The organism is Mesorhizobium sp. M0195, from assembly GCF_040322115.1.
Classification (GTDB): Bacteria; Pseudomonadota; Alphaproteobacteria; order Rhizobiales; family Rhizobiaceae; genus Mesorhizobium.
In genome coordinates, this window is record NZ_JAMYSV010000006.1 from 20048 (window position 1) to 40756 (window position 20709).

Here is a 20709-nt window from a genome sequence, read left to right on the forward strand (position 1 = left end):
CCGTCGCTCTTTGCATGATCCATGGACCGGAAGTCGGCGCAGCAAAAAGTTGCGGACTCTTCGGCCGGGGTCTGCAATAAAAGGGTATTGCATCTGGGACTGGTCTGAAGGCTTGTTCTGCCGCTGGCGGCAGGGCGGCTTGCAAACCGGTTCCAACCCCCAACCCGACCGGCAGGGGACCGCCATGCTTTCTTTCGTTATCAGGCGTCTCGGCACCATGGCATTGACGATGCTGTGCCTGACGATGATCGTCTTCTTCCTGGTCAATCTCGGGCCCAATCTGAAGAAGCTGGCGATCAGCCAGACCGAAATGCACACATCCGCCGAGCAGCTTGAGGCCTGGCTGGTCAACCATGGCTATCGGCAGAATTTCTTTGTCCGCTACGGCCAATGGCTGGGCATCATGCCAAAGCAGCCGGTGACCGACCCGGCGACCGGCAAGCCCGCACAGCGTTTCTCCTTCTGCAACGATCCGGTCGTGCCGACATTCTCCGGCATCCTGCAAGGCGATTTCGGATGCTCGACGAAGTTCAAGACGACGGTCGCTTCGAAACTCTTCCCGGCGCTCAGCGCCACCGGCATCCTGATGCTCTGCGTGCTGGCCGTGATGGTGCCGGTCTCGCTTTTGATCGGCATTCTCGCCGGCATGCGCGAGGGCTCACGCACCGACCGTACATTGTCGGTGGCTTCGATCGCCTCGACGGCGACGCCCGAATACGTTTCGGGCGTCATCTTCACCGTGATCTTCGCCTCCTGGCTCGGCGTGCTGAACGGTTCGGCGGCCTCGGCCAGTCAGGGCATCACCTTCTACAATTTCACCTTGCCGGTAATGACGCTGGCGATCTACGGCATCGGCTACATCGCCCGTATGACCCGCGCCTCGATGGTGGAGGTGATGACACAGCAATATATCCGAACCGCCCGGCTGAAGGGCCTCTCCTTCGGCAGCGTGGTGATAAAGCACGCTCTGCGCAACGCGCTGATCGCACCGTTCACGGTCATCATGCTGCAGTTTCCCTGGCTGCTCACCGGTGTCGTTATCGTCGAGGTGATGTTCCGCTACCAGGGTTTCGGCTACACGCTGGTCGAGGCTGCCGGCAACAACGACATCGATCTTCTGCTCGGCTGCTCGCTGGTCTCGGTGTTTATCGTCCTGATCACACAGCTCATCTCCGATGTCGGCTACGCGTTTCTCAATCCGCGCATCAGAGTTCAATAGGAGACCGGGCGGATGCAGGTCGAATATCTCAGCGCCCTTAACGTCGTACTCGGCGTGCTTGCCCGCTTCTGGCCGGTCTGGATCGCTCTTGCCCTGGTGATGGGAGCGAGCTTCGGCTACAAGAAGAAACTAGGCCTTTACGGCCAGCTTTTCGACAGCGGCGTCGGGATCGTCGGCGTCGGCATCTGCCTGTTCTGGCTGTTTACGGCGATCTTCGCGTCGACCATCTCGCCCTTCGATCCGCTTGCCCAGGTGCCGATCATGAAGGACGCGCTGCCGGGCGCGATCGAGCCGGCGTCGAAACTTATATACTATTTCGGCGGCGACAAGCTCGCCCGCGACGTGTTCTCCCGCATGGTCTATGGCAGCCAGATCGTGCTGATCATCGCGCCGGCGGCGACCGGTTTTGCGCTGATGGTCGGTATTACGCTCGGCCTGCCGGCCGGCTATTATGGCGGCAGGATCGATACGGTGCTGTCCTTCCTCGCAAACCTTGTGCTGGCCTTCCCGGTGATCTTGCTGTTCTACCTGCTGGTGACGCCGGGCATCATGGACACGCCGATCCCCTACGCGATGGCAGGGCTGTTCTTCCTGTTTCCGATCATCTTCTTCAGTGTGCTGTTCTGGACGCGCTACAAGAACCGTCCCGACCGCCTCTATATCCTGCTTGGCCTGACGTTGGTCGTTGGCGGCTGGATCTATGCCGGCCTGGTCTTCGATGCCGATCCGTTCAAGATCATCCATATCGATCCCAACCAGCTCAACATCTTCGTGGCGGTGGTGTTCGCCTCCAGCCCGGGCGTGTTCCGCATCGTGCGCGGCCTGGTCATGGACATCAAAACGCGTGACTATGTTGCGGCGGCGCAGACGCGCGGTGAATCGCCCTGGTACATCATGCTGTGGGAGATATTGCCCAATGCGCGCGGGCCGCTGATCGTCGACGCCTGCCTGCGCATCGGCTACACTACGATCCTGCTCGGCACGCTCGGCTATTTCGGGCTGGGACTGGCGCCGGAAAGCCCGGACTGGGGCACGGCGATCAAGGATGCAAGCCGGCTGCTGCGCTCCTTCATCCACCCGGCGCTGCCGCCGACGATCGCGTTGATGTCGTTCGTGCTCGGCCTCAACCTCCTGGCGGATTCGCTGCGCGAACAGTCTATGAAAGATTGATGCCGGGAAAGATTGATGCCGGGAAGACCGATGCAGGGTTCGGCCCGACGTGCCTGAAGAACAAGGATTGGAGCGACCCATGAATGAGGCAGTTCGAAATCCCGCCAAGCCGACCAATGGGCCGACCAACGGGCCGATCATCGAGATCGAGAACCTGTCGATCTCCTTCTTCACCCGTAAGGGCGAGATCCCGGCGGTCATGGATTTTTCCTGCACCGTCATGCCCGGCGAGGCAATGGGCATCGTCGGCGAATCCGGTTGCGGCAAGTCGACCGTGTCGCTCGGCATCATGCGCGATCTCTCCAACATCGGAAAGATCGTCGGCGGAAAGATCAAGTTCCAGGGCAAGGACATGGGAGAACTGTCCGACGAGGAACTGCGCGCCATCCGCGGCAACAAGATCGCGATGATCTACCAGGAGCCGATGGCCAGTCTGAACCCGGCAATGAAGGTCGGCCAGCAGCTGATGGAAGTGCCACTTATCCACGACAAGGTGTCGAAGGACGAAGCTTATAAACGCGCCTTGGAAATGGTGCGCGCGGTGAAGCTGCCGGATCCCGAACGCATGATGCGTTCCTATCCGCACCAGCTTTCGGGCGGCCAGCAGCAGCGCATCGTCATTGCCATGGCGCTGCTGTCGAAGCCGGCGCTGCTCCTGCTCGACGAGCCGACGACAGCGCTCGACGTGACGGTGGAAGCCGGCATCGTCGACCTGGTCAAGGGGCTGGGCGAGAAGTTCGGCACCTCGATGATCTTCGTGTCGCACAATCTCGGGCTGATCCTGGAGACCTGCGACCGCATTACGGTGATGTATTCGGGCGAAGCGGTGGAGACCGGCAAGATCAAGGACGTCTTCGACCGGATGCGCCATCCCTACACGCAAGGCCTGTTCCGCTCGATCCCGCTGCCCGGCGCCGACAAGAATTCGCGGCCGCTGATCTCGATCCCGGGGCAGTTGCCGCTGCCGCACGAGCGGCCGAAGGGCTGCAATTTCGGCCCGCGCTGCCACCATTTCGTCGAGGGCGTCTGCAACGCCGCCGAAATTCCGATGATCGCGGTCGAAGGCCATGACGGGCATTTCTCGCGCTGCGTGCGCTTCAACGAGATCGACTGGGAGGCGCTGCCGCCCGGCGCCAAGAAGGTCAACGAGCGGGTGGTGCCCGGTGCGCCGGTGCTCCAGATCGAAGACCTCAGGAAGTATTACAAGGTCGGCGGCAGCGAAGTGTTCGGCTCGAGCGAGGGCCGCGTCGTCAAGGCCAATGAGACGATCTCGTTCATGGCCCGCGAATCCGAGACCGTCGCTATCGTCGGCGAATCCGGCTGCGGAAAATCGACCCTGGCCAAGGTGCTGCTCGGCCTCGAAACGGCGAGCTCCGGCCGCGTTAAGCTCGGCAACAAGGAGATCCAGTCGACCGGGATCGAGAAGCGCAGCGTCGACACGGTGTCATCGATCCAGATGGTGTTCCAAAATCCGTTCGACACGCTCAATCCGAGCCATTCGGTCGGTTCGCAGATCATCCGTACGCTGGAAAAGTTCAATGTCGGCAACACGGTGGCCGACCGCCGCAAGCGGATGCTGGAGTTGCTCGACCTGGTGAAGCTGCCGAGGGCGTTCGAGTCGCGCAAGCCGCGCCAGCTTTCAGGTGGCCAGAAACAGCGCATCGGCGTGGCGCGGGCTTTTGCAGGCGACGCCAAGGTGGTGGTGGCCGACGAGCCGGTCTCGGCATTGGATGTGTCAGTGCAAGCGGCGGTGACCGAGCTGCTGATGGATATCCAGCGCAAGAACAAGACGACGATGCTGTTCATCAGCCACGATCTGTCGGTGGTGCGCTACATCGCCGACCGCGTCGTCGTCATGTATCTCGGCTATATCGTCGAGCAAGGCACGACCGACCAGATCTTTTCGCCGCCCTATCACCCCTACACCGAGGCGCTGCTGTCGGCGATCCCGATCGCCGACACCAGCGTGGTGAAAAGGCACATCGTGCTTGAAGGCGACATTCCGTCGGCAATGAACCCGCCCTCGGGCTGTCCGTTCCAGACGCGCTGCGGCTATAAGAAGCTGGTGCCGGACAATCTTTGCGAAACCAAGGTGCCGCCGGTCAAGCATCTCGGCGACGGCCATATGAGCCTGTGCTGGCTGGCCGACGACGTGCTGGCGAAAATGGAGCCGGTGATCAAATTCGACAAGGAGCACGCCGCGAATGAGGGCGTGCCGGACGATGCGCCGCACGGTACTGGTCCGGGCTTTGCCGGTGATCCGCCCAAGCGTCCACACGGCAAGACCGGCAGCGCGGAAGCCGATGCCGAGGGCGAGGCAGCGGAGAATGGAGAAGCGGTCGCCAAAGCCCGCCGTCATGAGGTTCGCGACGAGGTTTCAGAGACCGGCGGCACCTCAAGCTCTGCCGATAGCGCGTCGGCACCAATCATGCCGCCGACAGTCGGCGACGGCCGCCAGGCGGACGACGCCACGCGCAAGCCACGCAAACCCAAGGGCGGCTGAGAGCCGTTAGTAGGCTAGGGCGCGCATTGCCGTAGCTGAGCGGCGTAGTCCTGCGCCATCTGCTCCGTGGCGTGCGCATAGCGCTGCACGTCGGCGTCGCCGCGACTGCCGCGCTTGTAGGCATTCCAGCCGAGATAGTAGGCGAGATACAGATTGTAGGTGTCGTTGCGGGCGACGCCGAGGGTCTCGGCGGTCTTGGAATGGTACCAGCCGACGAAATCGACGGCATCGGCAAAGCGGGTGCGGCGCGCCGCCCAGCTGCCGGTCTCGTTCTGGTATTGCGCCCAGGTGCCGTCGAGCGCCTGCGAGAAGCCGGTGGCGCTGGAGATATGTTTCCAGGGAATGAAGCCCAGCAGCTTGGTGCGCGGCGGCCTGGCGTTGCTCTTGAAGCCGGACTCCTTGCGCACCGTCGCCATCAGCACGGGAACCGGCACACCGTATTTCTGCTCGGCGCGTTGTGCCGCCGCCTGCCAATTGTCGAACCAGCCGTCATTCTGGTCGAAAACGGCGCAGACATCGTTGATGTGGTTCGGCGGCGTCGCGCAGGCCGAAAGCGTCAGCGGCACGGCAATCGCTACAATTTTACTAAAACTCGACCTACGCATCGGAAGAGCATTAGGCCGAAAACATAAAAGGAATCTTGCGGCGTTTCTTAACGCTCGCCATCTCTGCCGGCCAGCGGATCAATTGTCGATATTTCGACCTGTTTCGTCGCTTTCATAGTGGATGACTGCCAAGAATGCCGCCTTGGCTAAAATCACGCCCGCAAATGGCGGATTTCTGACAGCTCGATCCTCGTGCCGGCGCTTTGATGCGCCGCATGATCGAACCAAGACGCAAGCGCGGCGCCGAGCGAACCAGCAACAGGGGACCGACCGCCATCCCGCAACTGCCGCTCAGGCGGGTGACAAACCCTTATCCGCCGATGGCGATGCTCTCGGCCGACCAGATCGAGGCGATCCACCAGGCGTCGATGCATATCTTGGAGAATTTCGGCATCGAGGTGATGAGCCCGCGGGCGCTGTCGCTGTTCGAGAAGGCCGGGGCCAAGGTCGATCATGCCACGATGAACGTCCGCATCGATCGCGGCATGGTCGAGGAAGCGCTGAAGACGACACAGTCCAGCTATATGCTTACGCCGCGCAATCCCGCCCATGCCGTCCACCTCGGCGGCAACACCATCAACTTCACCCTCGTCGCCGGGCCGCCGAATGTGCACGACATGGAGCGCGGCCGCCGTGCCGGCAATTTGCGCGATTATTCCGACCTCGTCCGGCTGGCGCAGCATTTCAACTGCATCCACATGCTAGGCAACCAGGTCTGCGCGCCGGTAGAACTGCCGGCGAATTCCCGTCATCTCGACACCTATTTCGCCAATCTGACACTGACCGACAAAAGCTTTCACGTCTCGGCCATCGGCCGCGGCAGGGCGCTCGACGGCATCGAGATGATGGCAATCGCGCGCGGACTGACGCTTGACGAGATGCGCGACGATCCCGGCGTCACCACCATCATCTCGGTCAATTCGCCGCGCCGCTTCGACGAGATGATGGCCGAGGGGCTGATGACCATGGCCGAGTTCGGCCAGTCGGTCGCGGTAACACCGTTCACACTGATGGGGGCGATGAGCCCGGTGACGCTTGCCGGCGCGCTCGCCCAGCAGAATGCCGAGGCGCTGTTCGGCGTGGTGCTGACGCAGCTCGTCCGCCCCGGCGCGCCGGTGATGTATGGCGCCTTCACCTCCAATGTCGATATGAAATCGGGAGCGCCGGCGTTCGGCACGCCTGAAAACACCAAGGCGAATATCGCGTCCGGACAGTTGGCGCGGCGTTACAACCTGCCTTATCGCACAACGCCGGGCTCGGCTTCCAATGCCGCCGACGCGCAAGGCGCCTATGAGACGCTGATGGCGCTGTGGGGCGCGGTGCTCGGCCATGGCAACCTCGTCTACCATGCCGCCGGCTGGCAAGAGGGCGGACTGACAGCGTCGTTCGAAAAGTTCATCATCGATGTCGAGATGATCCAGCACATGATGGAGTTTTTGCGCCCGATCGAGGTCAACGAGGCCGAGCTTGCTGTCGAGGCTCTGGGTGCGGTTCCGACCGGCGGCCACTTCTTCGGCGAGCCGCACACGCTGGAGCGCTACGCCACAGCCTTCTACCAGCCGATGCTGTCCAACTGGCAAAATTTCGAGGCCTGGCAGGAGGCTGGCGGGCTCGATGCCACGGCGCGGGCGACGCGGCTGTGGAAGAAGGCGCTGGAGGACTATGTCGAGCCGGTGATGGAAATCTCCAGGCGCGAAGCGCTGGAGGCATACGTGGCCAAGCGCAAGGAAGCGATCGGGCAAAGCGAGCCGTGATGATCGAAGGCTCGCGCTCGTGGGGCTCCTCCCCGAATTGATCGTTCCCATCCAACTCGTTGACGTCAGAGAGAATCCCATGAAATCGCATGCAAAGGTCGTGGTTATCGGCGGTGGCGTTGTCGGGTGCTCCGTGCTGTTCCATCTGGCCCGTCACGGCTGGACCGACATCGTGCTCCTGGAGCGCAATGAATTGACCTCCGGCTCGACCTGGCACGCCGCCGGCGGCATGCACACCATCAATGGCGATCCCAATGTCGCCAAGCTGCAGAAATACACAATCTCGCTCTACAAGGAGATCGAGGAACTGTCCGGCCAGGCGACCGGCGTGCATCTGACTGGCGGCGTCTTGCTGGCGGCGACCGAGGCGCGCCTCGACTGGCTGCGCGGCGTCGTCGCCAAGGGCCGCTATCTCGGCATCGAGCTCGAGGAGATATCGCCTGATGAGGCGGCCGAGCTGATGCCGTTGCTCGACCCCAAGCAGTTCGTCGGCGCCGTTCGCAACAAGGAGGACGGTCATCTCGACCCCTCCGGCGTCACCCACGCCTACGCCAAGGCCGCGAGGAAGCTTGGTGCCGAGGTCGAGCGTTTCACCAAGGTCGAGGACATCGTGCGGCGCGCCGACGGGTTGTGGCGTGTCATCACCAACAAGGGTGAGGTGGTGGCCGAGCATGTCGTCAACGCCGGCGGCCTGTGGGCGCGTGAGGTCGGCCGCATGGTCGGGCTGGAGCTGCCGGTGCTGGCGATGGAGCACATGTACCTGATCACCGAGGACATGCCGGAAGTCGCCGCCTGGAACCAGAAGACTGGTACGGAGATCATCCATGCAGTCGATTTCGACGGCGAGCTGTATCTGCGCCAGGAGCGCGGCGGCATGCTGATGGGCACTTACGAAAAGGCCAACAAGCCATGGTCCGAGTTCCAGACGCCATGGAGTTTCGGCCACGAACTGCTCGAACCCGACATCGACCGCATCGCACCGTCGCTGGAGGTCGGGTTCCGGCATTTCCCGGCGTTCCAGAACACCGGCATCAAGCAGATCATCAACGGACCCTTCACCTTTGCGCCGGACGGCAATCCGCTGGTCGGGCCGGTGCGCGGCCTGCCGGGGTTCTGGGTGGCCTGTGGTGTCATGGCGGGGTTCTCGCAGGGCGGCGGCGTCGGGCTGGCGCTGTCGAACTGGATGATCGAAGGCGATCCCGGCGCGGATATCTGGGCGATGGACGTTTCGCGCTACGGCGACTGGGCCACAATGGCCTACACCAACGCCAAGGTGCGCGAAAACTATTCGCGGCGGTTTTCGATCCGCTTCCCAAACGAGGAATTACCGGCCGGCCGGCCGCTCAAGACGACACCGGTCTACGATCTGTTGTCGGCGAAGGGCTCGCAATGGGGGGTCGCCTATGGGCTGGAGGTGCCGCTGTGGTACGCGCCCGAAGGGGTCAAGGACGAATTCTCCTGGCGCCGCTCGAGTGATTTCGAGCATGTCGCGAAAGAAGTGGAGACGGTTCGGCAAGGCGTTGGTCTGTCGGAAATCTCGTCATTCGCCAAATACAGGGTAACCGGCGAGGGCGCTGCGGCCTGGCTCGACCGCTTGCTTGCCTGCAAGCTGCCGAAATCCGGCCGCATGACGCTGGCGCCGATGCTGAAGGAAGACGGCAGGCTGATCGGCGATTTCACGCTGGCCAATCTCGGCAATTCTAAAAGTGACGATTGGTTCCTGGCAGGCTCCGGCGTCGCCGAGCAGTACCATATGCGCTGGTTCGAAGCGCATCTGCCGGAGGACGGCTCTGTCAGCATCGAGGCGCTGGGAGCAAAACTCACCGGCTTATCGATCGCCGGGCCGAGCGCGCGGAAGCTTCTTGAAAAGGTCACACGATCTGACGTGTCGAATACGGCCTTTCCATTCATGGCCATCAGCAGGATGGATATCGGCATGGCGCCGTGCCTGGTCGGGCGCGTCAGCTACACCGGCGACCTCGGCTACGAAATCTGGGTGGCGCCGGAATATCAGCGTGCCGCCTATCAGGCGCTGATGGCGGCGGGCGAGGAATTCGGCATCGGCCTGTTCGGCTCGCGCGCGCTCAATGCGCTGCGGCTCGAGAAGAATTACGGCTCATGGGCGCGCGAATACCGGCCGATCTATGGGCCGCTGGAGGCCGGCCTCGACCGCTTCGTCGCCTACGGCAAGCAGGCCGATTTCATCGGCAAGCAGGCGGCGCTGGCCGAGCGCAAGCAAGGCGGCAGACTGCGGCTGCGGGCCTTTGTCGTCGATGCTGCCGATGCCGACGTCATCGGCGACGAGCCAATCTGGTATGGCGGCGCCGTGCGCGGCTGGGTCACGTCCGGCGGCTACGCACATCATTCCAAAAAATCTGTCGCCATCGGTTATGTGCCGAAAGAGATCGCCGACGAGGCCTACGGTTTCGAGATTGAGCTTCTGGGCAAACGCCACGCCGCGCGCATGCAGCCGACCCCGCTGTTCGACGCGAATTTCGAACGGATGAGAGGGTGAGGAACCGGTTCGCACAGCGAATTCGCCGTGCCGGTGGCACGGCGAAAGGTTCCGAACGCCGGGGAGCTGCCGGAGGCAGCGGGCCCACGGCCGGGAGACGGTCAATTACGAAACCCGGCGGTTATCCAGCGCCAGGGCGCCGGCGCCGGCGAACACCAGATAGAGGAAGATGAAGCAGAACGATATTGCCGCATCGCCGCCGTTGTTGACCGGGAAGAAGTCGCGCGGCATGTGCGCCATGAAATAGGCGATCGCCATCTCGCCGCTGAGAAGGAATGCCACCGGCCTGGTGAAAAGCCCCAATACCAGCAGGATGCCGCCGGCGAATTCCAGGATGGCCGCAGTCAGCGACAGCCCGCTCAGGGTGCCGGCATGGTCGCCGACAGGGAAATTGAAAAGTTTCTGAGTGCCGTGCTCGATGAACTGCAGCGCCGTCATGATGCGCAACGCGGCAAGAGCGAACGGTTGATATCCGGCCAGGCCTTCGAAAAGCTTCATCTACGACTCCATTTTCACCTCGCCCGGCCATAGGTCATCGCCAAAGGCCGGACCATTCACATGATCCGGCCTGCCATCAACTGTCGGTGAGTGAGTCGTGAGAAGTGCTGCAGTCTTGGGGCCGCACGAAGGCGGCCCCGCAATTGGCGCGGCCTGTTACCGCGTCGGTGCCATTAGCGCGAAATGGGCGCCTTGCGGGTCCGTGCACTGCACGATCCAACTGCCGCCGGGAACCTCCATCGGACCCATGAGGATCTTGCCGCCATTGTCGGTGACACGCTTGGCTGCCGCGTCGATGCCGGGCACGTTGAAATAGAACTGCCAGACCGACGCCGGGATCTGCTCGGGCTTGTTCATTATGCCGCCAACGGGCTCGCCGCCGAAGACGAAAAGCTGGTAGACGCCCATCGGACCCATATCCATGGCGTCGCCCTTCTCCCAGCCGAACTGGCTGGAATAGAAATCGAACGCCGCCTTCCAGTCTGACGTGTAGAGCTCATGCCAGCCGATGTTGCCGGGTGTCGTCAACGGTAGCGGCGGCTGGTCGGGGCCGCTGGGCTGCAGGAAGTTGAATATCGCGCCTTGCGGGTCGGCAACGACGGCGAAGCGGCCGACGCCAGGAATGTCGTCGGGCTCGCGGTGAACCGCGCCACCAGCCTTCTTGAGGGACGCCGTTGCGGCATCGACGTCCCTGGTGAGGATATAACCGATCCAGGCCGGCGGCATGCCCATCTTGCGCGCGTCCTCGGGCAGCGTCATCAGCCCGCCGACGCCGCGCTCGCCGACATTCATGACGATATAGCGCGGCATGCCCGGGGCGCCTTCGAAAGGCTGCCCCCTCCAGCCCACCACCGAGGTGTAAAACGCCTCGGCGGCGTCGAGATCGGTGGTCATCAACTCGTACCAGAAGAAGGGCATCGGGGACTGTGGCATTGTCGTGCTCCTTGCGGTTTGTACATCGATCATGCGCGATCCATTCTAGGACGATCTTCGCGACGAAAATCAGACAGCGGCCAAAAAAGTTATGGCGCACAGCCCGTGGCCTGCGCGCTTTGTGTTTGGATTTTCCTACAGCGGAGGATCTTCGGTCTATACCACCCGGCTGGAACGCCGGCGGCCTATATCGCTCGTGGCGGCTTAGCCGGCGAGACGTGCATCCGCATGGTTGTTATGCGTTTCTTCCTCGTTCGCGGGGGATGGCATCAAGTGCTCAAGCTTATGCAAGCGCCTAGCGCCGACGAAGCGGCATTTCGGCCTTTCGACAGAGCCATCAGGCAGGTCAAAATATGAGTTTGATTATCATGTTTGTTGAACCGTTCCAGCGGCTTGCGCCGAAAATTGACCAATTGATAAAAAAATAAAACGTGCTAGCCTTCCCCAAAACAAGAACATGGGGAACTGACGATGCCAGAAGGCCAGTTCAAGCAAGGCATTGCCGGCGGGCGACTTTCGCCGGAACAATATGCCGACAATTTTTCCGATCTGCATCCGCCGCTCGATCATCACGAGGCGCTGGTCGAATCCGACCGCTGCTATTTCTGCTACGACGCGCCGTGCATGAATGCGTGCCCGACCTCGATCGACATCCCGCTGTTCATCCGCCAGATCGCGACCGGCAATCCGATCGGCTCAGCCAAGACGATCTTCGACCAGAACATTTTGGGCGGCATGTGCGCCCGCGTCTGCCCGACCGAGACGCTGTGCGAAGAGGTCTGCGTGCGCGAGGTGGCAGAAGGCAAGCCGGTGCAGATCGGTCGCCTTCAGCGCTACGCCACCGATGTCGCCATGGCCGAAAACAAGCAGTTCTACGAGCGCGCCGAACCGACCGGCAAGACGGTCGCCGTGGTCGGCGCCGGACCGGCCGGGCTTGCGGCCGCGCATCGGCTTGCCCGCCGCGGCCACGACGTGACCATCCTGGAAGCCCGCCCGAAGCCCGGCGGCCTCAATGAGTACGGTATCGCCGCCTATAAAAGCGTCGACAATTTTGCCCAGGACGAAGTCGACTATGTCACGTCGATCGGCGGCATCGACATCCAGAACGGCAAGGCGCTCGGCCGTGATTACCAGCTGTCGGACCTGACCAGGAATTACGATGCGGTGTTCCTCGGCATGGGGCTTGCAGGCGTCAATGCCTTGCGAGCGGACGGCGAGGAGGCGCAAGGCGTCACCAACGCCGTCGAGTTCATTGCCGAGCTTCGTCAGGCCAGTGATCTGGCCAGCCTGCCGGTCGGCCGGCGTGTTGTCGTCATCGGCGGCGGCATGACGGCGATCGACGCGGCGGTGCAGTCGAAGCTGCTCGGAGCCGAAGAGGTGACGATCTGCTATCGGCGCGGCCCGGAGCACATGAATGCCTCCGAATTCGAGCAGGATCTGGCTGCCGCCAACGGCGTCATCATCCGGCACTGGTTGCAGCCGAAGCGGGTCATTGCCGACGCCGGCAAGGTGTCGGCGATCGAGCTCGAATACACCGCGATGGACGGCGACCGGCTCGTCGGCACCGGCGAGCGGCTGACGTTGACCGCCGACCAGGTGTTCAAGGCGATCGGCCAGAGCTTTGTCCCGGCTGCGCTCAACGGCAGCGGAGCCTTGCTTGCCCTGGAAGCCGGCCGCATCAAGGTCGACGCGGAAGGGCGCACCTCGCTGGCCAATGTCTGGGCTGGCGGCGACTGCATTTTCGGCGGCGACGACCTGACTGTCTCGGCCGTCGCGCAAGGCCGCGATGCGGCGGAGAGCATTCATCGGGCACTGACCTCGAACGGGAGGGCATGAGCATGGCAGACATCCGCAACAATTTCGTCGGCATCAAGTCGCCGAACCCGTTCTGGCTGGCCTCGGCGCCGCCGACCGACAAGGCTTACAACGTCATCCGCGCCTTCAAGGCGGGCTGGGGAGGCGTGGTGTGGAAGACGCTCGGGGAAGAGGGCCCACCGGTGGTCAACGTCAACGGGCCACGCTATGGCGCGATCTGGGGCGCCGACCGTCGTCTGCTCGGCCTCAACAACATCGAGCTGATCACCGACCGCGACCTGCAGGTCAATCTCCGCGAGATCAAGCAGGTCAAGATGGACTGGCCCGACAGGGCAATCGTCGTCTCGCTGATGGTGCCGTGCGAGGAGCATGCCTGGAAGGCGATCCTGCCGGTGGTCGAGGAGACCGGCGCCGACGGCATCGAACTCAATTTCGGCTGCCCGCATGGCATGTCGGAACGCGGCATGGGTGCGGCGGTCGGCCAGGTGCCGGAATACATCGAAATGGTGGTGCGCTGGTGCAAGGCCAACACCCGCATGCCTGTCATCACCAAGCTGACGCCCAACATCACCGACATACGCAAGCCGGCACGCGCTGCCCTTGCCGGCGGCACCGACGCGGTGTCGCTGATCAACACCATCAACTCGATCACCGGCGTCAATCTCGATAGTTTCGCGCCGGAGCCGACGATCGACGGCAAGGGTTCGCATGGCGGCTATTGCGGCCCGGCGGTGAAGCCGATCGCCATGAACATGGTGGCCGAGATCGCGCGCGATCCGGAAACGAAGGGCCTGCCGATCTCCGGCATCGGCGGCATCACCACCTGGCGTGACGCCGCCGAATTCATGGCGCTCGGCGCCGGCAATGTGCAGGTGTGCACGGCGGCGATGACCTATGGCTTCAAGATCGTGCAGGAGATGATCGCCGGCCTGGAAAACTGGATGGACGAGAAGGGCCATGCCTCGCTGGACGACATCATCGGCCGCGCCACGCCCAACGTCACCGACTGGCAGTATCTCAACCTCAATTACGTCGCCAAGGCGCATATCGACCAGGACGCCTGCATCAAATGCGGCCGCTGCCACATCGCCTGCGAGGACACCTCGCACCAGGCGATCACCAGCATGGTCGACGGCGTCAGGCATTTCGAGGTGATCGAGGCCGAATGCGTCGGCTGCAATCTGTGTGTCAATGTCTGTCCGGTCGAGAATTGCATCACCATGGAGCCGCTGGCGGCCGGCGTGATCGACCAGCGCACCGGCAGGCCGGTATCGCCGATCTATGCCAACTGGACGACGCATCCGAACAATCCGATGGCCAAAGTGGCGGCGGAGTAGCGAACAGCGCGTTGTGGGAAAGCGGCACCTGCGGGCGCCGCTTTTTTCAAATAGATATTGCGGATGCTTCTTATCCAGGATAACATGTATCCATGAATAGGAGAGCGAAATGAAGCTGGGCGAGGGCGTCGAAGCGGCCATCCACTGCGCCGCCATGCTAGCCGGCATGGAAGGCGCGGCGACTATGCCGGGTGCTGCCATGGCCGAAGCGTTCGGCCTGTCGCCGAGCTATCTGCTTAAGCATCTCAACATGCTGACAACGTCGGGCATTCTGGAATCGGTGCCGGGGCCGTACGGCGGCTACCGGCTGGCGCGGCCGGCGGAACGCATAACGCTGCTCGATATCGTGCTGGCCGTCGAGGGGCGCGAACCGGCCTTCCGCTGCGCCGAAATCCGCCAGCGCGGCCCAGCGAAGCTCGATGCCTCGGTCTATGTCAAACCTTGCGGCATCAACGTAGCCATGCTGAAGGCCGAGCGTGCCTATCGCGCCGCGCTCGCCGACGCCCGGCTGTCCGACATCGTTGCAGAATACACGGCGGACGCCGATCCCCGTTCGATCGCCGCGAACTGCGCGTTCGTCGAACGCCATCAGCGGCCGCAGAAATCAAGTTCAACCAAGCAAGCATGAAAGGCTACATACGATGAAACAGAGGCTGCAATTTTTCGGCGCGGCGCCGGAGATCATGAAGGCGGTGTCGGCGCTCAACAAGGCAGTCGACGAATGCGGGCTCGAAAAAAGCCTGTTGCATCTGATCAAGCTCAGGGCGTCGCAGATCAATGGCTGCTCGTATTGCGTTGAGATGCATAGCCGCGAAGCGCGCCGCGACGGCGAAAGCGAGCAGCGGCTCTATCTGGTCTCCGCCTGGAAGGAATCGCCGCTGTTTTCCGAGCGTGAACGCGCAGCATTCGCCTGGACCGACGCGCTGACCAGGATCGCCGATAACGATATTTCGGACGAACTCTATGCAAGGACGCTCGAGCATTTCTCGGAAGAGGAGCTGGTCAAGCTGTCGGTTGCGCTCGGCATGATCAACACCTGGAACCGGCTTTGCGTTCCGTTCCATGCAATCCATCCGATGCCGGCGGTCATGGCCGCTTGAGAACAGGCGCGCGGCCTTGCGCCGCGCGCCTCTTTTCCAAGGACCGACAGCATGTTTTCAAGCTTTAATAATGAGATCCTATTCGCCGCCCGCCTGCTGCTTGGCGGCGCCTTTGTCTTTGCCGGCCTACGCAACATTCAGAACGCGGCGTTGGTGAGCCAATTGATGACGACGCGCGGCGTGCCGCAGGCGCGGCTGGTGCTGTGGCTGGGGATCGTCCTGCAGATCATCGCCGGAGCGCTGGTGATCGCAGGCATCTGGACCGCTCTGGCGGCGGCATGCCTGATCCTGTTCCTGATTGTCGCTACGCCGATGTTCCATAACTTCTGGGATCATCAGGGCCCGGAGCGCGCGTCCCGCATCAATGGCTTTGTCGGCAACGTGGCGTTGACCGGAGGATTTCTGGCGCTGATCGCGCAACCGCTTTGACAACGACCGTCGCCTGGGGCAGCCGCTTTACGCCGCATACCGCAAACCTCCGTCGCAGGTCAGGACCTGGCCGGTGATGAAGCTGTTCGAAACCAGGAACGCAATTGCCTCGGCGACGTCCTCGGCCCGGCCGATGCGGCCGACCGGCGTCTTGCCGGCATACTCGGCAAACACCGCCTGCCGCTGATCGTCGGGCAAAAAATCCCACCATGGCGTGTCGATGACACCCGGTGCCACGACATTGACGCGTAACGGCTTCAGCTCCATCGCCAGGATCGGCACCACGGTCAGCAGCATGCCGTTGACGGCGGCGATGCCGGCGACGCCGGGCGCCGACAATTGCGCCGACACCGCCGAGATGAAAGTCACCGAGCCGCTCTTGTTCAGCGTCGGCAAGGCGGCCTGCAGGCAGGAGAGCTGTGGCCGGACCTTCTCGTCGACGCCACCGCCGATGTCGGTCAGGTCAAGTGTTTCGAACGGGCCGAGCCCCTTGCCGCCGCTAGCGGCCAGCACCAGGTGATCGAAAGGGCCGAGATCGCTGAAGAACTGGCGAACCTCGTCCGGCTTCGCGGCGTCGAAGGCAGCTTTTTCGACCGCGCCGCCAAGGCTTTGCCATGCGTTGTCGAGCCTTTCCTGGTTGCGCCCGGTGATCGTCACCTTCATGCCCGTGCCGAGCAGCTTTTTCGCGGTGGCCAGGCCGATGCCGGAGGAGCCGCCGACCACCACGGTGTGATTGGTTTCCTCGATCATGAATTTTCTTTCTTCGATGTTGCGGAGGAGCGTGCGAGCCCGACAAGGCCGAGACTCAATTCGCGCAACTGCTGCCTCGCCTTCGCGTCATAGGCTTGTGCATCAGCACGGGATTCTCTTTGGCCGTCGAAATAGAGGCCGCTTCGCCCCTCTAGCGCCGGCAATGTGGCGAGGTTGATGATGGCCTCGGCGCCTGTTTCGACGGAGCTCCAGGGTGTGATGCCCGCCTGCCGCACCATCGTAGTGTTCATGTAGCTTGCCGGATGCAGGCTGTTGACCGTGACGCCGGTGCCGTTCAGCTGCTCCGCCAGATCGATGGTGAACATGATCTGCGCCAGCTTGCTCTGGCAGTAGGCACGGACGCCGTCATAGGAGCGGGTCAGCATGACGTCGTCGAAGTCGATCGCCTGCTGGCCGGCCGAGGCGACGTTGACGATGCGCGCCGGCGCGCTGGACTTGAGCAGCGGCAGCAGCTCCGTGGTGAGCAGGAAACCGGCGAGATAGTTGACGGCAAAGCGCAACTCGTAACCGTCGGCGCTGACCTGCCGTTTCGCGTTTGGGCCGGCGGTGCCGACGCCGGCATTGTTGATGAGGACATCGAGCCGCTTGGTCCTTGCGCGCACGGCCTCGGCGAGGCGGCGAACTTCCGCCAGGGAGGAGAGGTCGGCGACCAGCAGCTCGGCCTTGCCGCCGGCGGCTTCGATTTCGGCCACGATCGCCTTGCCCCTTGTCGCGTCGCGGCCATGCACCAGGATGCGCGCGCCGCCGGCGCCGAGCCTTTGCGCGACGACGCGGCCGACACCGTCGGTAGACCCTGTGATGAGGATTGTCTTGTCTTTCAGTTCCATGTTCGGAGCCTCCATCTCATAGCTCTGAGCGGAAAGATGGGGCACCAGCCACTTGCCAAACAGTTCAAACTTTATCCTGGTATCGGTACTGCTATAATAGCGCCGATGGATTCCACCACGCACTCCGCCGAAGACAGCCGCCGCCGCGAGCTTGGCGCCTTCCTGCGCTCGCGGCGCGAAAGGCTGACGCCTTCGGCCACCGGCATATCGACGGGATTGCGCCGGCGCACGCCCGGGCTGCGGCGTGAGGAAGTGGCGATGATCGCCGGCGTCGGCACAACCTGGTATACCTGGCTGGAGCAGGGCCGCGACGTTCGGCCGTCGGCAGAGGTGCTGACGGCGCTCAGCCGGGCGCTGCGCCTGGACGCGGCCGAGCAACGGCATCTGTTCATCCTTGCCGGCCGACCGCAGCCGGAGCGTCGCTTCGACGCGCCGGAAAAAGTCGATAGCCCGTTACTGCACATGCTGCAGAGCCTGATCCTGCAGCCGGCCTATGTCCTTGGGCGGCGCTGGGACGTGCTGGCCTGGAACTCTGCCGCGGCAGCCGTGTTCGGCGACTATGGTCTGCTGGAGGGCGATGCCCGCAACATTGTCCATATGGTGTTCACCAGCCCGCAGCACCGGCGCCTGCTCGTCGACTGGGAGGAACTGGCGCGTGCCGTGCTGGCGTCATTCCGGGCAGAAAGCGCCAGATATGTCGGCGATCCGGATTTCGAGCGGCTGATCGCGCTGATGACGCGCTCGAGCCCGGAGTTTCGCGCCTGGTGGCCGCTACGCGACGTGGCCCGCAACCTATCGGGTGTGAAGCATGTCCGGCACCCGATAGCGGGCGCTATGGCTTTCGAGCATATGAGCCTGTCGATCGACGACGGCTCGGACATGAAGCTGATCGTCTACACGCCGCTCGCCGAGCAAAACTCGATCGCCAAGCTCGAACAACTGCTGGAGACGCTTCCGGCCGAGCGGCGCAGCGCGTGATGCCCATCGCTTCGCTGAAGCCTCAGCCCTTCGGCTTCAGCCCGTCAATGAACAGTTGCTCGAGAAACCTTGCGGCATCCTCGAAGCGGCCGTCGCCGCCGCGATCGGGGCCGAGCACGGCGCGGACCTGGACGTCGAAATCGGCATAGTGCTGCGTCGTCGCCCAGATCGAGAAGATCAGGTGCCAGGGGTCGGTGCGGGCAATCTTGCCGGCGCGCATCCAGCCCTTGATGACGTTGGCCTTCTCGTCGACCAGTGTCTTCAATTCGCCCTCCAGCATCGGCATGATGCGCGGCGCGCCCTGCAGGATCTCGTTGGCGAACAGCCGGCTCTCGCGCGGGAAATCGCGCGCCATTTCGAGCTTGCGCCTGATATAGCTGCGCAGTTCGGTCAAGGGATCGCCAATGTCGTCGAGTTCGCGCAGCGGCGCCAGCCAGGTGTCGAGAAGCCGCTGCATCAGCGTCTCGTGGATGTCCTCCTTGCGGCGGAAATAATAGAGCAGGTTCGGCTTCGACATGCCGGCGGCTTCGGCTATCTGGTCGATGGTCGAGCCGCGAAAACCGTTGGTGGAGAAGACTTCGAGCGCCGCCTCTAGGATGAGCTCGCGCTTTTCCAGCTGAATGCGGGTGCGGCGAGGAGCGGAGCTTTCGACCGCCCCCGTCACCTCGAAAAACCTTCGCCGCGAGGGGTGTCTGGACCAATTCTCTGGACCAGTTTTTCTCCGCCCTGTGGAGCGCACTTCGAAAGCCGCATTTCCGCTAGTAATCCCTTGACCGCTGATAAGGCGGTGCTAACGTTTGTCCAACCGGTCAAAAATTTGCGTAGCACGAAAACGCAGCAAAGACCAAGTGTTGGAAAGACCAGGCGTTAGCCGCATCGAAACGGGTTACAAGGGGAAGTCTTGGTCATGTCCAACCGGCTGAAAGTCACGCCGAACGATCTCAGCGCATTCTGGATGCCGTTCACGGCAAACCGGCAGTTCAAGCAGGCGCCGCGCATGTTCGTGTCCGCCAAGGACATGCATTACACGACCAGCGACGGGCGCAAGGTTCTCGACGGCACCGCCGGCCTGTGGTGCGTCAATGCCGGCCATTGCCGTCCGAAAATCACCGAGGCGATCCAGAGCCAGGCGGCAGAGCTCGATTATGCGCCGGCGTTCCAGATGGGTCACCCGATCGTGTTCGAGCTTGCAAACCGGCTGGTCGATATCGCGCCGAAGGGCATGGACCATGTGTTCTTCACCAATTCCGGATCGGAATCGGTCGAGACCGCGCTGAAGATGGCCATCGCCTATCACCGCGCAAAAGGCGAGGGCTCGCGCACCCGCCTGATCGGCCGCGAACGCGGCTATCACGGCGTCAATTTCGGCGGCATTTCGGTTGGCGGCATCGTTACAAACCGCAAGATGTTCGGCACGCTGCTCGGCGGCGTCGATCACATGCCACACACCCATCTGCCGGAAAAGAACTCCTTCACCAAGGGCGTGCCCGAGCATGGCGCCGAACTGGCGAACGAATTAGAGCGTATCGTTGCCCTGCATGACGCCTCGACAATCGCCGCTGTCATCGTCGAGCCGGTTGCCGGTTCCACCGGCGTCATCCTGCCGCCGAAGGGCTATTTGCAGAAGCTTCGCGAGATCTGCACCAAGCACGGCATCTTGCTGATTTTCGATGAGGTCATCACCGGTTTCGGCCGTCTCGGCACGCCGTTTGCCGCCGACTATTTCGGCGTCACGCCCGATATCATGACCACCGCCAAAGGCGTCTCCAACGGCGTCATCCCGATGGGCGCGGTGTTCGTGAAGAAGGAAATCCACGACGCCTTCATGACCGGGCCCGAGCACATGATCGAGTTCTTCCACGGCTACACCTATTCGGGCAATCCGATCGCCTGCGCCGCGGCGCTGGGCACGCTCGACACCTACAAGGAAGAGGGGCTGCTGACGCGCGGCGAGGAACTGGCGTCGTACTGGGAGGACGCGCTGCATTCGCTGAAGGGCGAGCCGAACGTCATCGACATCCGCAATATCGGCCTGATCGGTGCGGTCGAACTGGCGCCGATCGCCGGCCAGCCGACGAAACGCGCCTTCTCGGCTTTTGTGAAGGCGTTCGAGCGCGGTGCATTGATCCGAACCACCGGCGACATCATCGCGCTGTCACCGCCGCTGATCATCACCAAAGGCCAGATCAACGAATTGATCGACCATGTGCGCGAAGTGCTGAGGGCGGTGGATTGAAGAACCGGGCGCGGATATC

The 20709-nt window shown here is 62.7% G+C and carries 18 protein-coding genes; 12 read left to right on the plus strand and 6 right to left on the minus strand.

The window, feature by feature from the left end:
* Positions 1 to 184: 184 nt before the first annotated feature.
* From NKJ12_RS14530 to NKJ12_RS14540, 3 genes are all read left to right on the plus strand, one after another.
* Positions 185 to 1219 carry an ABC transporter permease gene (locus NKJ12_RS14530; RefSeq protein ID WP_352475426.1) on the plus strand — a complete coding sequence of 345 codons (1035 nt, stop codon included), beginning with the start codon at positions 185 to 187 and terminating at the stop codon, positions 1217 to 1219.
* A 12-nt stretch (positions 1220 to 1231) separates the two neighbouring features.
* Positions 1232 to 2389 carry an ABC transporter permease gene (locus NKJ12_RS14535; protein ID WP_352703406.1) on the plus strand — a complete coding sequence of 386 codons (1158 nt, stop codon included), beginning with the start codon at positions 1232 to 1234 and terminating at the stop codon, positions 2387 to 2389.
* 79 nt (positions 2390 to 2468) lie between these two features.
* Entirely contained in the window at positions 2469 to 4892 is a 2424-nt protein-coding gene (locus NKJ12_RS14540; protein WP_352703407.1) for a dipeptide ABC transporter ATP-binding protein, read from the plus strand.
* Between the two features lie 14 nt (positions 4893 to 4906).
* On the opposite strand, the gene NKJ12_RS14545 is transcribed toward NKJ12_RS14540, so the two are convergent.
* Positions 4907 to 5497, minus strand: a complete 591-nt coding sequence (locus NKJ12_RS14545; protein ID WP_352703409.1) for a transglycosylase SLT domain-containing protein — start codon at positions 5495 to 5497, stop codon at positions 4907 to 4909.
* 215 nt (positions 5498 to 5712) lie between these two features.
* Here NKJ12_RS14545 and NKJ12_RS14550 point away from each other — a divergent pair, with 215 nt between their 5' ends.
* Entirely contained in the window at positions 5713 to 7251 is a 1539-nt protein-coding gene (locus NKJ12_RS14550; protein ID WP_352703411.1) for a trimethylamine methyltransferase family protein, read from the plus strand.
* Positions 7252 to 7330: 79 nt separating this feature from the next.
* The gene (locus NKJ12_RS14555) at positions 7331 to 9766 is read left to right on the plus strand and encodes a GcvT family protein (RefSeq protein WP_352703413.1); all 2436 of its coding nucleotides are present in this window, start codon (positions 7331 to 7333) and stop codon (positions 9764 to 9766) included.
* A gap of 105 nt (positions 9767 to 9871) precedes the next feature.
* Here the strand turns inward: NKJ12_RS14555 and NKJ12_RS14560 are convergent, their stop codons facing one another.
* Positions 9872 to 10264 (minus strand): DoxX family protein, encoded by a 393-nt coding sequence (locus tag NKJ12_RS14560; RefSeq protein ID WP_352703416.1) that lies wholly within the window; start codon positions 10262 to 10264, stop codon positions 9872 to 9874.
* Positions 10265 to 10420: 156 nt separating this feature from the next.
* On the minus strand, positions 10421 to 11197 hold the full coding sequence (locus NKJ12_RS14565) for a VOC family protein (protein ID WP_352703418.1): 777 nt from the start codon (positions 11195 to 11197) through the stop codon (positions 10421 to 10423).
* Between the two features lie 471 nt (positions 11198 to 11668).
* Between NKJ12_RS14565 and NKJ12_RS14570 the strand changes: the two genes are divergently transcribed.
* From NKJ12_RS14570 to NKJ12_RS14590, 5 genes are all read left to right on the plus strand, one after another.
* On the plus strand, positions 11669 to 13033 hold the full coding sequence (locus tag NKJ12_RS14570; protein WP_352703421.1) for an NAD(P)-dependent oxidoreductase: 1365 nt from the start codon (positions 11669 to 11671) through the stop codon (positions 13031 to 13033).
* A gap of 2 nt (positions 13034 to 13035) precedes the next feature.
* The gene (gene preA, locus NKJ12_RS14575; RefSeq protein ID WP_352475418.1) at positions 13036 to 14349 is read left to right on the plus strand and encodes an NAD-dependent dihydropyrimidine dehydrogenase subunit PreA; all 1314 of its coding nucleotides are present in this window, start codon (positions 13036 to 13038) and stop codon (positions 14347 to 14349) included.
* A 109-nt stretch (positions 14350 to 14458) separates the two neighbouring features.
* Entirely contained in the window at positions 14459 to 14977 is a 519-nt protein-coding gene (locus tag NKJ12_RS14580) for an RrF2 family transcriptional regulator (protein ID WP_352644794.1), read from the plus strand.
* Positions 14978 to 14990: 13 nt separating this feature from the next.
* The gene (locus tag NKJ12_RS14585; RefSeq protein ID WP_352475416.1) at positions 14991 to 15449 is read left to right on the plus strand and encodes a carboxymuconolactone decarboxylase family protein; all 459 of its coding nucleotides are present in this window, start codon (positions 14991 to 14993) and stop codon (positions 15447 to 15449) included.
* Between the two features lie 51 nt (positions 15450 to 15500).
* On the plus strand, positions 15501 to 15878 hold the full coding sequence (locus tag NKJ12_RS14590; RefSeq protein ID WP_352475415.1) for a DoxX family protein: 378 nt from the start codon (positions 15501 to 15503) through the stop codon (positions 15876 to 15878).
* A 27-nt stretch (positions 15879 to 15905) separates the two neighbouring features.
* Here the strand turns inward: NKJ12_RS14590 and NKJ12_RS14595 are convergent, their stop codons facing one another.
* Both NKJ12_RS14595 and NKJ12_RS14600 read right to left on the minus strand, forming a co-directional pair.
* Positions 15906 to 16628: an SDR family oxidoreductase gene (locus tag NKJ12_RS14595; protein WP_352703424.1), complete on the minus strand. Its 723-nt coding sequence runs from the start codon at positions 16626 to 16628 to the stop codon at positions 15906 to 15908.
* Complete coding sequence (locus tag NKJ12_RS14600; protein ID WP_352703426.1) at positions 16625 to 17476, minus strand: SDR family NAD(P)-dependent oxidoreductase; 852 nt, start codon at positions 17474 to 17476, stop codon at positions 16625 to 16627. Before NKJ12_RS14600 ends, NKJ12_RS14595 begins: the two co-directional genes overlap by 4 nt.
* A gap of 105 nt (positions 17477 to 17581) precedes the next feature.
* On the opposite strand from NKJ12_RS14600, the gene NKJ12_RS14605 reads away from it, so the two are divergent.
* Positions 17582 to 18454, plus strand: coding sequence for a helix-turn-helix transcriptional regulator (locus NKJ12_RS14605; protein ID WP_352703428.1), 873 nt, complete (start codon positions 17582 to 17584; stop codon positions 18452 to 18454).
* Between the two features lie 22 nt (positions 18455 to 18476).
* Here NKJ12_RS14605 and NKJ12_RS14610 read toward each other — a convergent pair whose 3' ends face one another.
* Complete coding sequence (locus NKJ12_RS14610; RefSeq protein ID WP_254819042.1) at positions 18477 to 19118, minus strand: TetR family transcriptional regulator C-terminal domain-containing protein; 642 nt, start codon at positions 19116 to 19118, stop codon at positions 18477 to 18479.
* A gap of 243 nt (positions 19119 to 19361) precedes the next feature.
* Here NKJ12_RS14610 and aptA point away from each other — a divergent pair, with 243 nt between their 5' ends.
* Entirely contained in the window at positions 19362 to 20690 is a 1329-nt protein-coding gene (gene aptA, locus NKJ12_RS14615) for an omega-aminotransferase AptA (RefSeq protein WP_352703430.1), read from the plus strand.
* Positions 20691 to 20709: the final 19 nt, after the last annotated feature.